Here is a 16,912-nt window from a genome sequence, read left to right as displayed (position 1 = left end):
AAAGGTCTACCCGTTGTAATAAATTTATAAGATATCCCTAAGCGTTTAAATAAAATGACGCAGTAGCATAAAGGACATCTTGAGCTAGTGTTTATGTTCTTATATAAATTATTTAATTACAACCGTTTGAGGAAGTTAAACTAGGGTCATAATTTTTATTTAATGTGTCTAAACGGTTAGAAAGTTCCAATACCCATTTCATGACAGAGCCTGGGGTTTCAAGGAATTTGTATCTGAAGAAATCTTTAGGTAAATCATCCATTTTTTCCAATGCATTGTTTAATTCTTTGTTTTTACGAATAGCAGCCAACAAACAACCTTTCACATTTCGAGCACAATTTTCACCAAACAATTGGTATTTAGTGTGCCCTTTACTGTTTTCCTTAATTTGTTGTAGCACATCAATTTCATCAATAAAAAAGTGCTTACCGCTTTCGCTGGTCGGTAGAGAAATTACATGATCAGCATTTTTTCCTTTCGTTTGCTCAACGTCTTAATTTCATGAGTTAGTTTATTGCTTTCTTTTGCGCAAATTACTTTTTTTGCTCGGATATCATCTTTTTTAAGTTGGATTTCAATTAGCCTATCCTTTAGCACTTTAATACGTTCAATATCCTTCGAAATTTTTTCTACTTGCCGAGAGTGAGAATACAGTTGTGTATCGACTGCCATCATTTTTGCTTTTAACGGTTGATGTTCGGCAGAATGTAGTGCTTCAATTTCATTCATCATTTGCATTCTAATAACGGTCAATTTTATATCTATAGCTGACATTTCATTGATCAAGGTTAAGTAATCTTGATCATATTGTTCAGCTTGTTTTAGAAGCTTTGAGTAAAGACGTTCACGATGAGAAGCAAAACCTTTCTCTGTTTTAAAAAATTTACCGTGATGAATTAGTGCATCAGGGATCCCAGATTCTGCTTTCATGTCTTTGATGATAGATTTCACTAAAGTGGCGTTCGCTTTAGAACCTACCTTTAAAACACTTTTTCCAAACAATTTTTTGCCAATGGAAAAAGTTTTTTTAGGTCTTGTATTTATGGCACTTCGCGGTCGGAAGGCAGAAAAAATTTTGTCCTTAATCTCCGTGGTGTTGTTTTTAATGTAGAGATATTATTGCTAATGACAATAGACCTGTAATGATTAAATAAAAAAGTAAACTAGCCTTGCTTGAATAGGTATGAGTGGATAGTACCAGAATCGCGTGAACGCTATTGGGTTTAGAATGAGCTAAGGAGATTTATTCTATGTTTCGAGCCGTATATCGACGAAGCGTCGGCCTAAATGGTCGTCGTATTTCGACCAGTGTTCTTCATATAACAGATAGTGAAGGTCATTACCCATCCTTTGCAAACTCCATTGCACGCAGCCATCTCGTAGAATTTGATAAGCATGGGCAGCTAACTTTTCAGCCCTCCGCAGTAAATCCTTTCTTTGTTTATGGAGGTGACCTGACTGATCGAGGCCCAGGAGACGTGAAATTACTTAAGCAGTTGCTTTCATTCAAAAAGCGTTATCCAGACCGAGTATTTTTGTTAGCGGGCAATCGAGAAGCCAGTAAAACTCGATTTCATACGGAATTACACCCCAAATATATTCGTGAGCGTCTAATCAATGGCACAGCCCCTTATTGGTTGCAATCGCGCCCTCATACAATTCCCTCAGATTATGTGAAAAAGCACATGCTTAAAAAAGGCAAATCAGCGCAGGGACATACTGAACTAATCGATTATATACAATCATTAAATATAGAAGAATGTCAGCTTATTTATTTGAATTGGATGCTTGAGGAGAATTTAGGTTGCTCTCATACCTTTGCTTACCATGCGCAAGAATTAGCAACGCAATTAGGGAAAAGAATCGATGAGATTTCAGAGGGTATGATACTTAACAGCATTATAGAGATGACGTCACCCAATGGACTGATCGGCGATTATCTGAAACACGCTCAAGTTGCTGCCATTATTCCAAATACAGAAATTTTAGTTGTTCATGGCGGCTTAACACCCATTAACATTGGTCGCATTCCTGGCATGATCCCTACTGATGAGCCGATCAGTAATGCTCGACTATGGATAAGTCAGTTTAATTGCTGGTTCCGAGCAGAGGTTAAAAAATGGGCTGATTCATGCCCTGGAGAATTACCTTTACAATTACGTGCTGCCAGCTCCCCGTTAGATACATTCTCAATGAATATTCCTGCTCCATTTAGAACCATAGTCACCGCATCAATGCTCGATGATAACCGAAAATTTATTTCTATACCTCCCGAGGTCAGCACCTATTTAACCAAAAATAAGATTTCTTTAGTGCTTACCGGGCATCAACCTTGTGGTGATCATCCTGCAATTTTAAGAAGTGATGATGATCAAGTCGTCTTTATTAATGGAGACACTGGTTATGCCAATACTGAAGCTAAAGATCCACATGATACTCGTGGGCCTGTTACTCATACATTACAAATTTTTTCTGGCTTAGACGATATGAAAATAGATATCGATGCGCGTTTACTCAATGAAGGTCGTGTTTCCACAAAGCTAAAAATGGCTCAAGGAAAAGTCGTCAGTCAACACTATGTGGGCAAATTACTTCCTGGCAATGAATTAGTACAATGCCAATTAAAAAACGGTAATTATCGCATTGTTCATCAAGAGGATTTTATCGTGCGCTATAAAGAAATGACTCCTGACGAAGTCGAGCAAAAACTTAATTTAACCCCTTTAAAAAGGAACACGGAACTCACTCTATAGCCTGCCTAAGACTAGGCTTATTTAATCCGAATAGCCAAATACTTATCAATCATTTGTCGTGAAAGACTAATTGGTTTAGGCAACTTAGGCAGCCTATCTAGAGAAAACCATTGTGCGTCTTCCAATTCAGTCGAATCAATTTGGATTTCCCCGCTGTCATACTCAGCGATAAATCCCAACATTAAATTACTTTGAAAGGGCCAAGGTTGTGAAGAAAAGTACTGCAGGTTTTTTATGGTAAGTCCCACTTCTTCTTTCACTTCTCGTCTTACAGTCTGCTCAAGCATTTCTCCGGGCTCAACAAAGCCGGCTAATATACTATAAATTCCTGGCAGAAAATGCGGAGATCGCGCCAATAAAATCTCATTATCGCGCCAAATTAACGCCAACATGACTGGCGATATTTGTGGAAAAACTAAAGTATGACAGGCAGAGCAGAGTTTTGCCCGTTCCTTATTGCTATAGTGCGTTTTTTGCCCGCAATACCCACAAAACTGTGTACTCCTGTCCCAGTGTAATAATTGTTTACTTCGCGAAACCACTTGAAATAAATCGTCATTCTCCAGCGTTTCATGTGCTTGACGAATATGCTGAAAAGTTAAATCTTGCGCTAAGGAAACAGGCAAATGACTAAGTTGCACAGCGAAACAAGAGATAGAGCCGTACATCCCTAAATAAATTTGACGTTCCAGAGTAAGGTTGAGTTCGTCAAGACTTAAAAGCAGAGGAATTTGATTAGCCTTTAGAAGAATTTCTTCACCGTGAAAAATGAACCAAAATGCAGGCTCGATTGATGCCGTAGGAGGGTGAATTTGTGAAGTAAATAAATTTGTCATGATTAAATCCATAAGCCAAAAAAATTAGAGCTAAGTCCTTGTTCATTGAGATTCATACTCAAAAAAAAAACTGCTCGCAACCCTAAAAATGTACTCTCACAACCGTTTGCTGCTTGAACAATTGCGTTGCAACTAAATGTTGTAAATGTATATAATGCCTTCGCTAAGAACGCACTGTTCAAAAAGTGCATGCATATGGAGAATGTACTATGAATAATAAAAAAGGTATAGCATCCCTAATTTGGGTTGTTTTTGTAGATTCAATGGGATGGGGTATAGCCTTCTCCATTTTTGCCGCACTCTTTTTTAAAGGTAATTCTAATATCATACCTGAAACAGTGTCATCGACTTCAAGATACATGTTGTATGAATTTTTATTAGCTATTTATAGTGTGTTTATGTTTTTCTTTGCCCCTGTCCTGGGTGGTATTGCTGATCGTTACGGCCGTAAGCCTGGATTAAAAATTTCCATGTTAGGTTTAACCAGTGGCTTTATTTTGAGTGCACTAGGTTGTTACTTAAGTAGTATTTGGTTTTTAATTTTTGGTCGAATTATTTCTGGGATGACAGCGGGCTCTCTCTCTGTAGCACAGGCTGCAGCAGTAGACATCAGTACACCTCAGAATAAATCATTTTATCTTTCAATTTTAATGTTATCGAACTGCCTGGGCTTTTCTCTGGGACCTATTCTGGGCAGTGGGCTGATGCATTTTAATATGGGACCTATTGGTGCTTCTACCTTTCTAATTGGAGCAATCATGAGTGCCCTAGGGTATTTAAGTATTCAATTCTTCTTTAAAGAAACTTACACACCCAAAAAATCAAAAGATCAATTCAATTTAATAAAAGACTTTGCAAATATTAAAGTTGCTTTTTGCAAACCAATTTTGAGCAATTATTTACAAGCCGTTTTATTTTCCATGGTAGCTTTTGGTTTATTCTTTTCCGATATTCCAGTTTTTTTGAACCGATATTTTCCTTCTCAAAACTCATCCACTGATCTTATATTGAGTTTCGAAGCGATTATTTTTTCGCTTACTTTGATGTTTGGTGGTAAATATCTCTTTAATTATTTTGAAAAGACAAAAGTTATTTTTTTAGCTTTGTTTGTTCAATTGCTAGCCTACCTTGTTATCTCTCTTAGTATTCAATCCTTTACCTTAAACGTCATTTTATTTACCTGCATTTCTGCTTTTACGGGATTAATGTATATCGCACTGTTAACCCTTATTTCAGATACTACAGAAAGTGATTGGCAAGGACGAGTGATGGGTGTAGTTGCTGCCTTATCTTCCATTACATGGGGTGTTGGCCCTTTACTAACCGGTGGCTTGAATTTTTATGGGGCAGGCATTGCCTTTTTATTTTGTGCTTTGCTCATCATTTTAAGTCTCGTTGCACTGCGTAAATCAATGACAAAAAATAAAGCCCTAGGCCTTGCAAATGCTAATGGACAATCGTCTTAGGCAGTGTTGATAACTCAAGAGGGCTTTAGTACATCGGAATTTCAATCAGGAAGAGTTTTAAATGTCATCAAATAATATAAATTTCATGGAAAAAATTGGCATTGATGAATCCTGTTTGTCAGCCAAATCTTACAAAAAACTAGTTTATGATTCTAAAGCAGTTGAAACAATGTCTTATGAATTCAAAACATTATGTCAATTGTTTGAAGAACGAGTGGCTAAAGCGCCAAATAATATCGCCATTGAATACAAAGACACCGTGCTTAGTTTCGCCCAACTGAACCAATTGGCGAATCAATTAGCGCGTTATATCAGAAAGCAATACCAATTAATTACTCAAGAGGAATTAAAAGCCGATACATTAATTCCAATCAGTGTCGGACGCAGTGCTGATTTTATTATAGGGATATTAGGCATACTAAAAGCGGGTGGCGCTTATGTTCCGATTAATCCTGATTATCCGACAAGTCGTATCGAACATATATTAACTGACATTAATAGCAAAATTATTTTGACCGAGCGTCTTTCATCTGCACAATTTAAGCGTGATCATGGTTATCTTAAACAAATTGTGCTTGATGAGCGATTATTTTTAAACGAAAACGCTGCTAACTTATATATCCAACTCAGTCCAACTGACTTAGCTTATGTTATTTACACATCTGGAAGCTCTGGCACACCCAAAGGGGTTTTAGCGCAACATGCTAACGTCATTGCACAAGTCATTTGTGCGAATTATTTTTACGCCGACGAATCGGATACGATGGCCTTTTTTTCCGACGTTTCTTTTGATTCGACGACCTTTGAGCTATGGGGTTCTTTATTAAATGGAGCTCGCTTATTTATTCCAGATAATTTTTTTGAACTGTTGTCTAATCCGATTCTATTTAAAGAAACGATTGATAAAAAAAATCTTACTATCCTTCTCATTACAAGGGCATTGTTCGACTTACTGTATACGCTGGATGAAACCGTATTTGCTCCATTAAAATTTTTATTAGTCGGAGGCGAAGCATTAACTAAAAATATAATGCTTAATTTAATGAACTCCCCCTACAAGCCCAAGAATTTAATTAATGCCTATGGTCCCACTGAAAACAGTACTTTTTGTACTACCTATGCGCTTAATGAAGATTTTAGTTTATTGAATTCAGTTCCCATCGGAAGACCTTACTCAAATCGCGTAGGCGTAGTGGTTGATAAACATCTCCAACTGGTACCGATTGGGATGATTGGTGAAATCTATGTGGGCGGACCTAGTTTATCAAGAGGGTATTTAAATAAGCCAGAATTGACGCAAGAGCGGTTCATTTCGAATCCCTTTTTTCAACAAAGCGGCGAACATTACCCCCGCATTTATAAAACAAATGATTTAGTCAAATGGTTACCCAATGGTTATCTCGAATATGCTGGCCGCAATGACTTCCAAGTGAAATTACGCGGCTATCGAATCGAACTCGCCGAGATAGAAACCAGGATGTTAGAATATCCTGGTGTAAAACATAGTGTTGTAATACTTCACAAAAACGAAAGTCTTTCCTTTTTGGTAGGCTATTACGTAGCTGATAGCCAATTGGACGACCAACTGCTTCGAAACCACTTAGCAGCAATTTTACCTGATTATATGATACCCAGTATCTTTATCTATTTAGATACTTTACCGGTCACTACGAATGGAAAGTTAGATAGAAAAGCATTACCTGTTCCTCAATGTCAACCAGAAAATACGTCTAGCTCCCAAGATAAGCCAGCTTCCATTGAGGAAATGATTTCTAAAATCTGGTCCAGAATTTTAAATCTTAATAATTTTGGTAAAGAGGAGTCTTTTTTCAATTTAGGGGGTAATTCGCTTGCAGCCATGATGGTCCGTAAAGAGCTTGAGGATGCCTTTGCTATAAAATTGAATATTGTTGAGTTGTTCCAATACACAACCCTAACGCAACTGACAGAGCGAATTTCCGAGCTTATTTCGTCAACGCAAAAAAATCAGTTTAAACAAGAAGAACAACCGCTTGAACAATGTGCTGCTGCAGAGCCGATATTCAATGAGCCGATAGCTGTTATAGGAATGGCTTGTCGAATTCCAGGCGTGAAAGATCCTGAGTCATTTTGGAATCTTCTCATTAACGAAGAGACTAATTTGCGTCAGCTCTCAACTGAAGAACTCCGTGCAAATTCAGTCAGTGACTCATCGATTACAAGTGATACCTATGTAAAACGGGGTGCTATTTTTGAGGACCCATTTAGTTTTGATGCCAATTTTTTCGGTTATTCTGTGAAAGATGCTGAAATCATGGATCCACAACAGCGTCAATTTTTAGAGTGTGCTTGGGAGGCTTTAGAATTTAGCGGGAATATTCCTGAGAAATTTAATGGCGATATTGCCGTTTTTGCTACTCAAGGAAGAAATGATTATTTCATGAATCATATCTTTGGTTCACCTCTTGCACAAACTAATTTATTCCAAGCTATTCTTGGCAACGAAAAAGATTTTTTGAGTACGAAGGTCTCTTATAAGTTAAATCTAACAGGACCGAGTATTACCTTACAAACTGCTTGTTCAAGCTCACTTGTTTCAGTGCAAATGGCTTGTGAAAGCCTTAAAAGTCATAGTTCGGATATGGCCCTAGCTGGTGGTGTCTCGCTTTTTTATAATTATGGTTACGACTATCAAGACGACATGATTGAATCTCCAGATGGTTACTGCCGTGCATTTGATTCTCGTGCCAAAGGCACTGTGGTAACGAGTGGCGTGGGTGTTGTGGTTTTAAAACGACTGAGTGATGCGATTACTCAAAAAGATACTATTTATGCAATCATTAAAGGTGGCGCTATCAATAATGATGGTTCAACTAAAATGGCTTTTACTGCACCAAGCGTTGAGGGACAAGCCGCGGTTATTGAAAAAGCCCTTAAAAATGCCCATCTTACTGCTGATCAAATCAGTTACATTGAAGCACACGGTACTGGCACGCAGTTAGGTGACCCGATTGAATGGACTGCGCTTCATAATGTATATCAAAAATATACACAGCAGGAAGGCAACTGCATGATTGGTTCAGTTAAAACCAATATAGGGCATACGGACTCTGCCGCTGGTGTGTTTGGATTAATGAAAACTGTTTTAGCATTAAAAAATAAAATACTTCCAGCCACTCTAAATTTTGAAACACTAAATCCCGAAATTGCCTCATTTAATAAATTATTTACGGTTTCCAATCAAACAATGCCTTGGAAATCGAATGGTGTTCCTCGTCGTGCAGCAGTAAGCTCGTTTGGTTTAGGTGGTACCAACGCGCATGTTATTTTAGAGGAATACAACAAAGAATCTTGCCAAGTTAATTTAAGTCACGAAAATAAAAATTACTTTTTAGTCCCATTTTCAGCGAAAAGTCGCGAATCACTGTATTCAATGGCTAATCAATTAAAGAACTATATTAATGGCGCTGAACCAATTAATTTAGGTAATCTTGCTTTTACTGCGCAAGAAGGTCGGGCTGAATTTAAAGAAAGAGGTTTTTTCATTGTTAATGAGCGCTTACAAAAAGATAATGAGCGTGTCTATTTGTCTTATCTTCATGATAAAGACTATCATGAAATACCACGGGTTATTTTTATCCTGGCAGATTTCGCAGCCGAATCATTGGCACAATATGAAAGTTTATACAAAAATTATCCTGCATTTAAAGAAACCTTTGATTCTTGTGCGACAATTATTCAAGAAAAGTATCATGTCGATATAAAGCAGCCTTTGAATGCTCAGCATGTTAAACATTCAATACTGGTTTCGTTCTCAATTTATTACGCACTGTCACAATTATTAATTTCAACAAAGATAGCACCCTATGGATTAATCGCTCAAGGTAATGGCGCTTACTTGGCTACAACACTTATGGGTGATTTTTCTTTTGCGGACGCATTAGCAGCCTTATTAGAAGAAAATACTCAGGTCTTATCCTTAAAACTAACCGAACCAAGTATTAAGTTTTATGCCAATGAAAACGAGTTGATGAAAGAAGAGGACCACTCCCATTTTATTTATGTTGAGTTCGGTAAAGGTTCTACTTTAGACAAAAGTAAGCTCAACATTGCAAGTCTACAACTCGAAAAAGGACGAGATGCGGACGTTTCTTTCTTACATTTGATGGGCTGGTTATGGGCCAATGGCTTATCTGTTCTCTGGAGTAGCGTTCATAGTTCGTCAACCTATTCAAGAAAAATAAGTATTCCGACTTATTGTTTTATAAAAAAACACTATGAAATTAAAAAATTTAGAGTTAGTGAAGCAGCCATTCAGAACGAAAGTATCTCAACTGATACAGACTCCTCATTGGAAGAACAATTAAAGGCTATGTGGTCAAAAGTTCTAGGCGTAGCTTCTGAAGAACTTACTGAAAATTCCCATTTTTTAGAACTAGGTGGTGACTCCTTATCGTTTATTGATTTACTCAAACATATTAAAACGTCATTTCTCATTGATATGAATTTGGAAGAAGTAGTCCAAAATAATGAATTTGGAGAAATGCTTCATTATTTAAGTACAAAGAAGGTGGCTCATGTCTGATATAGTTTTTACAAATGGACAAGATCTAGAAGTACAACAATATGACTTATCGATTGGGCAGAAAGAGTTATGGTTCATTCATTCTATGGATGGTGCAGCGAAAGCGGCCTATAACGAACAACTCATTTATAAGCTAAAAGGATTTTTGTCAATCAATAGTTTAAAAAAAGCATTTCAGGCTTTAATAGATAAACATCCTATCTTGCGTACTTCTTTTGTTAAAGATTCTGAAGGAAATGTTTCTCAATGGCTGCATCAACAAGCCGAGTTGAATTTTACTGTAACCAATGAAGTCAATCATGAACAACTTGAAGATTATATTAACCAGCAAATAAGCAAACCCTTTCACTTAGATCAAGCGCCGTTAATGCGTGTAGTGCTTGTTAAAATGAATGAAGATGAATTTACTTTGCTTATTGTGTTGCATCACATTATTACAGACGGTACCTCATTTTCTATTCTTATTGATGACTTAAATCAATTTTATAATCAGGCTATGCGCGGTGAAGCTATTCAGCAACCAGAATTCAAACCCTCTTATTTTGATCACATTCAAACCGAGCAGAAGCAGTTTTTATCACAAGCTTACCAGGAAAAAGTAAATACCGTTGCTGAGTCATTAAAAGGTTACTCTGGATTAAATTTTTTAACCACACCACAGGGTAAAGAGAAAATTGATATTTTTTCAGGTAATCGTGTCTACTTTAAGCTAGATAAAACCACTTGCAATAGATTGAATGAGTTTGCACAAGCACATCGAATGACTGTGTTTCATGTGCTTTATGCTGCATATTGCATATTTTTAAGTCAATATACGCGAAGCCAAGATATTCTTGTGGGTGTTCCTTTTGCCAATAGAGAACATGATCTTGAGCGACAAATCATGGGATATTTTATTAATACTCTCCCCATTCGAGTTACTATAAAAGAACAGGAAAGTTTTCTTGAGTTGGCTTCACGTGTCAAATCACTCGTTTTTTCTTCATTGTGTAAGCAAGAGGTTGCTTTTGAGCATATAGCGTCTCAATTAAATTTAGCCCGAAAAGCGTCAGGACAACATCCAATTATTCAAACAATGTTCGTGTGGGCTAATACAGCTAAAGTGACATTAAGGCTTGAGGGGATAAGTGTTCAGCCAGTACATCATTATTTTTCCAAGACTGCGAAGTTTGATCTTTCATTGTTTATGTTGGAAGAAAGTAAAGATGATATTACCGCTTATTTTGAATATAGAGATGCGTTATTTGAGCGTGAAACCATTGAGCGTATTGCCCGTAGTTTTACTATTTTACTAAAAAATATTCTTAACAATCCTCAAGAATTAGTACAATCCTTAAGTTTATTAGATGCAGCTGAAATGCAACGTATGAAAGAGAAGTATTTTACTGCAAAACTTGACCGAGTCGTTACGACCTCACTGGCCGAATTGTTTCAAGAAACTGTTACTCGACACCCCAAAGAAATTGGTTTGGTTTTTGGGTCTCAATGCTATGATTATGCAACAATTGAAGAACGCAGTAACCAATGGGCTTCCTATATTAGACATCAATACAAACAGCTCTATGGTTGTGAACTATGCGGTGATACTTTAGTCGCTCTCTGTGTGGATAGAAATGAAGATATGATCTTTGGTATGCTGGGTATTCTCAAGGCAGGAGCGGCTTACGTACCGGTAGATCCAAAATATCCGCAAGAGCGTATCAATTACATTATCAATCACAGCCAGGCCTCCTTATTATTAACTCATAAAGTACATGATGCCTTGAATTTAGATTTTGCTGCGGAACGAATTATCTATATGGATGATGATTGCATTGTTAACTCCCCACATTTTGTGGATCAACCATTCGAGCATAAAATAAAACCACAGGATTTAGCTTATGTTCTTTATACTTCGGGTTCAACAGGTAAACCCAAGGGTGTGGGTGTTTCTCATGAAAATGTGATTTGTTTATTTGAGTCCTTAAAAAAACAATTTGAGTTTTCAACACAGGATGTTTGGAGTCTTTTCCATACTTTTTGTTTCGATATTTCTGTTTGGGAAATTTGGGGCGCGTTTTTATTTGGTGGTACTTTGTTAGTAATTCCTTATGAAGTAACGCGAGATACCAAGCAATTTTATCAACTCATTGACTCTGAAAAAGTAACTGTTTTGACGCAAACTGCGTCTGCGTTTCAAATGTTTATTAATGAAGACCTGCGATCCAGTAAGAAACTTAACTATTTACGATACGTTTCTTTTGTTGGTGAATCTTTAAAAGTCTCAATTCTAAGACCCTGGGTTGCAAAATACGGAGTGGATAAGCCTCGTTTAGCGAATATGTACGGTATTACAGAAACAACTGTATATACTAATAATAAATTTGTAACTCAAGCTGATATTGATAAAGGAAGGGATAATATTGGTTGGCCACTTGCAGAGTTCAGCATGTGCGTTATGGATGAACATTTACGATGGTGTCCGGTTGGTATCGTGGGTGAAATTTGTATTGGTGGTCGCGGCCTTTCAAGAGGCTATCTCTATCGTGATGACTTGACTCAAGAAAAATTTGTCAAAGATCCCTATGCTAATTTTTTAGGCTTGCCCGAAGATACCCGCTTGTATCGCACCGGTGATTTAGGTCGCTGGATGGAAGATGGCTCTATTGAATACCTCGGTAGAAAGGATTTTCAAATCAAATTACGTGGTTTTCGCATCGAGCTTGGCGAAATTGAATCCGCACTTGGTAGTTATCCTGGGATAACCCATACTGCCGTTCTATTAAAAGGTGAAGGAGAAGCAGCTTATTTGGCTGCCTATTATACCTTAAAGATTGGCGTGCAGGTTGATGTAGCCAATCTTAAAAGTCATCTTAAGGCCTTTTTACCTGAATATATGGTACCCAGTACCTTTACTGAACTGGTGTCATTCCCCATGACAGTTAATGGTAAAATCGACAGAAAGGTGCTCGGCACTGTGGAAGATAAAGTCAATATTGAGAAAAATGTAGTGCCGTTAAATACGCCACTTGAGGTGGATATTGCAGCAGTTTGGGCCGATATTTTTAAATTGCGTATTGACGATTTGGGTGCCTCATCCAACTTTTTTGAATTGGGTGGCAATTCCTTACTCGTTGTTAAAATGCTTACTTTGGTCAGCAATAAAATCGGTAAAGAGTTATCACTAAGCCAATTCATTGCCATGCCAACGATTACATCCTTAGCAGCGCAAGTTGAGTCCAGCCTGACTTCAATGCAAAGGATCCATTTGTTTAAAGAGAAATTAGAACAGGATGTAGTCTTGGATTCAGCAATTAAACCATTGCCAGATAGTCCTTGCGTTCAGCATCCCCAATCTATTTTGCTAACCGGTGCTGCTGGTTTTGTTGGTGCACATTTACTTGATGAGCTCCTGAAAAAGACGGATGCCATTATTTATTGTCTAATCAGAGCCGCTACGGTTGATGAGGCTTTAGAAAAGCTAACTGGTAAATTGCGAAAATATAGACTCGAATCTCGTCTTTGCAAGGCAAGAATAGTTCCTGTATTAGGTGATCTCGGTGAACGCAAATTAGGTTTGGCAGCACAGAATTATGAGCGGTTAACGCAGGAAGTCGATGCGATATTTCATGTTGGAGCTTGGGTGCATCATGTTTATGATTACAACACGCTTTATAAAACTAATGTTCAATCAGTGATTGAAATCATTAAAATGGCAGTTACGAACAAAAATAAAGCCATTCATTTTGTGTCAACGTTAGCAACACGCTTGATTTCTCCAATTGAACGTTTGTCTTCCATAGATAGTACTTCAATGGAGGGCTATCTCAATATGAATGGCTATCTCACTACAAAATGGGTTGCTGAGCAATTATTACAAGAAGCAGCGATTAGAGGCGTGGTTGCTCATGTATATCGCCCAGGCAATGTTGTCTCGGGCATGCATGGTATTTATGAGCCTGAAACAAATCATACCTTGTTGCGACTTAAAGGAATGTTACAGCTTGAAAAAGGGTTTATAGTAGACCAAGACAGGGTAGAAATGATGCCGGTTGATTTGTTAGCTGCAGCCATCGTTGAAATAGCTAAAGCGCCACAGCGTTTTTCTTATAATTTAAATAATTCAGAATCAATTTCATGGTTTGATTATTTAAAAATTGCTCAACATAAAGGGTATCGATTTGATTTTATCTCGGATAAAGAAGAATGGAATCGAATTATGAGTGACATAGATGAACAAAACGCCTTATATAAATTATCTCATGTATACAAACTTCATTCATCAATGAATAAAGGGCCTGCGGAAACACTAGAAATAACACCTGATTATCCTATTACAACACCGCCTTATCTCGAAATGATTGAGCAACAATTTAACTTCCTCATAGCAAGCGGTTTTTTAGATAGTCCTCAAACCATTTCAATCTAGGTTGTTCACCAGAGGATGAAAAGCGTAACCCGAATGTGGAAGTAACTTCGGGTTATGGCAGAACTTAATGCTAACTTATTCTAATTTAAGTGATTTTTTTTGCGTGCCGATTGGTTACCTAATGAAAAGCTATATCATTTTATGGGTTGGATAAGGTTAGTATTTGTGCTGAATTTAATTTATACTTGTCGCCTTTTTAAAGAGCCAGTTTGGGAAATTTTTATCATGTATAGGTTGTTTAATAGCAAAGAAAAATCCAATTCTAAAGATTCCGACACCTTAAAAATACTAACCGAGCAAACACCAACAATTAATGAACCAACGCAGCCTTTTGAAGAAGATCCTTTAGAAGAAATCTTTATTAATTCCCCACGCGAAGTGAAAGCATTAGCTCCTCGTACTAATGGTCTGGAAGCACTTTATGATCATTTTATAAAAGAAACGAATGGCGATCCTATCCCTTTCGGTAAAAGTGAGAAAATTGGGTTATTGTTAGAAATTTTAGGTGGGACGGGCGGTATTTATGCTTGGCCACCCGCTTGGGAATACGGAAAAAATTTTGCTCCCTGGATGGCTTATAGTTTTGCGGCCTCAAACCCAGCCAGTAATACTTTATTTTTAATTAATGCCACCGATAATTTGATTGATACTATTCAAGCAGAATCAAATATACCTCCAGAAATCAAGGAATTAATTAATTCACCAAGTAAAGGAAGTTTGATTGCGAAATATCTAAAGATGGGTTTAGGTTCCTTGGTTTGTGTCGTGCCTTTTTCCATCGCAGTTTATTTATTTCCCTTACCTAATTGCGATGCAGCCTGGTGTCTCGGGCTCACAGTTTCTCACTCAACACTGTCCTCTGCTATTTTACATGGAGTTTCCTGGGGAATTATACTTACAGAGAAGTATTGGTATTATCGTATTCCCGTTTTACCTTTTGAGAAGCTTTATTCTCTAATCAAAAAATCACGTACTTCTGCAGAAGAGCTTGAGTTATTGAGATTAGCGAGTGAACAACAACTCATTGAATCAAAATATAAAAATCAACTCGTAGAAACGCTTTCGAAGGCGATACAATCCATCGTTAGAGGCCGATCTAATGCAGGACTAGAGGAATCTCCATTAAGAACAATTCAACATGAAAGTGCTTCATTCATTGAATTTGTTGAGCTGGCAAAAAGACTTAGGCCTGAACTTCCTCCTCCTTCCGTACAGCAATCGTATTTTCGTCGTTTTGTTAATAAAGCGCATCACATGTTATCGAATGGTGGAGTTGGTATTCTAGGTGCTGGCATCATGATTGCTGGGTGTATGGGATGGATTGCTAATCCTATTTATATTGGTTTCTTAGAGGGATTAAATCTTTCTGAAAGCATTGGTGTAGGCGCTCTTCCTCTTTATTCAACAGCGGTTTTATGTGCATTTTATGGTACAGGGATTTTTAATCAAATTTATAGCTATTTTACAACCTGGACTGGCGATAAAGTGGCTCCGGAAATACAAATGTACCCTAAAACATTTGCGCTATTTACTTTGGTAAACATCTATATTTCCTTTTTCGCATTTGCTAATGGTACGCAACTCATTAAAACTGTTTTTGCCGATGAGATGTGGGATGATATTAGACCTGCTTTAGAAGGCATCTCAATACCCACCTTGCAAATCCTTTCGTTTATTCCTTTAATGGATCTTTTTTGTTTAGTGGTGCGCAAATCACAAGCTAAATTTGGTTCATTAGCAAATGATGATACACTTGCCGCTCGACTGCTGGTGAAGATGTCTTTGATTGTTCATTATTTGCAACAAATGAAAGGTGAGGAATTGATGCATGGTATTAACCAATATGCTTCCAATCAACAAAGTGCTTTGGGTATAGACCCTGAACAGTTTGAAACTGATTTTCACACCTTTTTCAGTTTAAAAAAGCAACATGATGATTTAAGCCCACCATCCATCGATGTTGAAACACCGCGTCAACCCCTTGGTTACAATAGAAATTCATTTCACAATTCACAGGTAGCTACCTCTATGGGCTCTATGAAACCTACCACACCTCTATTGCAAACAACGGAGCGAGGAGCCAGCTATAGTTAAAGGAGTTAAACATATGGAATATCAATCGACTAAAGTGGTGATCATTGGTGGAAACCGTGGCATTGGTTTAGGTTTTGTTCAAGAATATCTGTCCAGGGGTTGTTTCGTGTATGCAACCTATCGTGAACAAAGCAAACGTGATGAGTTAATGGCATTGAAATCGAGTTATTCTAACAGTCTGGAATTGATTTCTTTAGATGTCAGAGATAAACAAGCGATTATTTGTTTAGCCGAAGAAATCAATGGAACGATTGATATTTTAATTTTGAATGCAGGTATTATACGTAGCCCTTCAGGCTCTCATCCACTTATAGAAACTGAGGAGCAGCTGCGTGAAACAATGGAAGTGAATACCTTTGCCCATGATAATATCATGCGTGCCTTATTTGCAAAATTACTCCACTCTAATAGCTGCGCTGTTTATGTTAGTTCTACACTAAGCAGCTACTCCCATAATCTTAAAGGGCGGTATAGTTCTTATCGTGCAAGCAAGGCTGCTGGCAATGTTCTCATGCAAAACTGGAATATTGAGTTATCATCCATTTGGTTAGCTCAGGGAAACTCTCCTGACGATAGACCTTGTGCATTTCCTATATCGCCAGGATTAGTGCAAACTGACATGGGTGGTGGACGTGGCGATCTTACTGTGAAACAAAGCGTCTCACAAATGGTTTCTGTAATTGCAGATGTGAGGAAACATAAACGTTGTTCTTTCTATTTATACGATGGCAGTGTATTGCAGTCTTATCCTGAGCCTTTGATAACTGTAGAGCGGACTACATAGGGTTTCT

General features: G+C 37.5%; 9 protein-coding genes. 6 read left to right on the top strand and 3 right to left on the bottom strand.

Going from position 1 to position 16,912, the window contains the following annotated elements:
* Positions 1-112 precede the first annotated feature (112 nt).
* Both Ljam_RS07360 and Ljam_RS07355 read right to left on the bottom strand, forming a co-directional pair.
* A complete protein-coding gene (locus Ljam_RS07360; protein WP_058449471.1) occupies positions 113-400 on the bottom strand; it encodes a hypothetical protein in 288 nt (95 codons plus the stop codon).
* A 53-nt stretch (positions 401-453) separates the two neighbouring features.
* A complete protein-coding gene (locus Ljam_RS07355; protein ID WP_131762322.1) occupies positions 454-1,002 on the bottom strand; it encodes a hypothetical protein in 549 nt (182 codons plus the stop codon).
* A gap of 248 nt (positions 1,003-1,250) precedes the next feature.
* Between Ljam_RS07355 and Ljam_RS07345 the strand changes: the two genes are divergently transcribed.
* Positions 1,251-2,753: a metallophosphoesterase gene (locus Ljam_RS07345; RefSeq protein ID WP_058449468.1), complete on the top strand. Its 1,503-nt coding sequence runs from the start codon at positions 1,251-1,253 to the stop codon at positions 2,751-2,753.
* Positions 2,754-2,770: 17 nt separating this feature from the next.
* Here the strand turns inward: Ljam_RS07345 and nudC are convergent, their stop codons facing one another.
* Positions 2,771-3,589, bottom strand: a complete 819-nt coding sequence (nudC, locus tag Ljam_RS07340; protein WP_058449467.1) for an NAD(+) diphosphatase — start codon at positions 3,587-3,589, stop codon at positions 2,771-2,773.
* Between the two features lie 209 nt (positions 3,590-3,798).
* On the opposite strand from nudC, the gene Ljam_RS07335 reads away from it, so the two are divergent.
* From Ljam_RS07335 to Ljam_RS07315, 5 genes are all read left to right on the top strand, one after another.
* The gene (locus Ljam_RS07335) at positions 3,799-5,055 is read left to right on the top strand and encodes an MFS transporter (RefSeq protein WP_058449466.1); all 1,257 of its coding nucleotides are present in this window, start codon (positions 3,799-3,801) and stop codon (positions 5,053-5,055) included.
* 61 nt (positions 5,056-5,116) lie between these two features.
* Entirely contained in the window at positions 5,117-9,619 is a 4,503-nt protein-coding gene (locus Ljam_RS07330) for an amino acid adenylation domain-containing protein (protein WP_082651601.1), read from the top strand.
* The gene (locus Ljam_RS07325) at positions 9,612-14,027 is read left to right on the top strand and encodes a non-ribosomal peptide synthetase family protein (RefSeq protein ID WP_058449464.1); all 4,416 of its coding nucleotides are present in this window, start codon (positions 9,612-9,614) and stop codon (positions 14,025-14,027) included. The genes Ljam_RS07330 and Ljam_RS07325 overlap by 8 nt, the downstream gene beginning before the upstream one ends.
* 225 nt (positions 14,028-14,252) lie before the next feature.
* Complete coding sequence (locus Ljam_RS07320) at positions 14,253-16,121, top strand: hypothetical protein (protein ID WP_131762320.1); 1,869 nt, start codon at positions 14,253-14,255, stop codon at positions 16,119-16,121.
* 13 nt (positions 16,122-16,134) lie between these two features.
* A complete protein-coding gene (locus Ljam_RS07315) occupies positions 16,135-16,905 on the top strand; it encodes an SDR family NAD(P)-dependent oxidoreductase (protein WP_058449462.1) in 771 nt (256 codons plus the stop codon).
* Positions 16,906-16,912: the final 7 nt, after the last annotated feature.

The organism is Legionella jamestowniensis (assembly GCF_001467745.1).
GTDB classification, from domain to species: Bacteria; Pseudomonadota; Gammaproteobacteria; order Legionellales; family Legionellaceae; genus Tatlockia; species Tatlockia jamestowniensis.
Note: the sequence above shows the minus strand (reverse complement) of the source record. Positions and strands in the feature narration are given on the sequence as shown.

Coding starts and splice junctions, on each gene's coding strand:
- Ljam_RS07345 (WP_058449468.1), top strand. CDS start 1,251: ATGTTTCGAGCCGTATATCGACGAAGCGTCGGCCTAAATGGTCGTCGT.
- nudC (WP_058449467.1), bottom strand. CDS start 3,589: ATGACAAATTTATTTACTTCACAAATTCACCCTCCTACGGCATCAATC.
- Ljam_RS07335 (WP_058449466.1), top strand. CDS start 3,799: ATGAATAATAAAAAAGGTATAGCATCCCTAATTTGGGTTGTTTTTGTA.
- Ljam_RS07330 (WP_082651601.1), top strand. CDS start 5,117: ATGTCATCAAATAATATAAATTTCATGGAAAAAATTGGCATTGATGAA.
- Ljam_RS07325 (WP_058449464.1), top strand. CDS start 9,612: ATGTCTGATATAGTTTTTACAAATGGACAAGATCTAGAAGTACAACAA.
- Ljam_RS07320 (WP_131762320.1), top strand. CDS start 14,253: ATGTATAGGTTGTTTAATAGCAAAGAAAAATCCAATTCTAAAGATTCC.
- Ljam_RS07315 (WP_058449462.1), top strand. CDS start 16,135: ATGGAATATCAATCGACTAAAGTGGTGATCATTGGTGGAAACCGTGGC.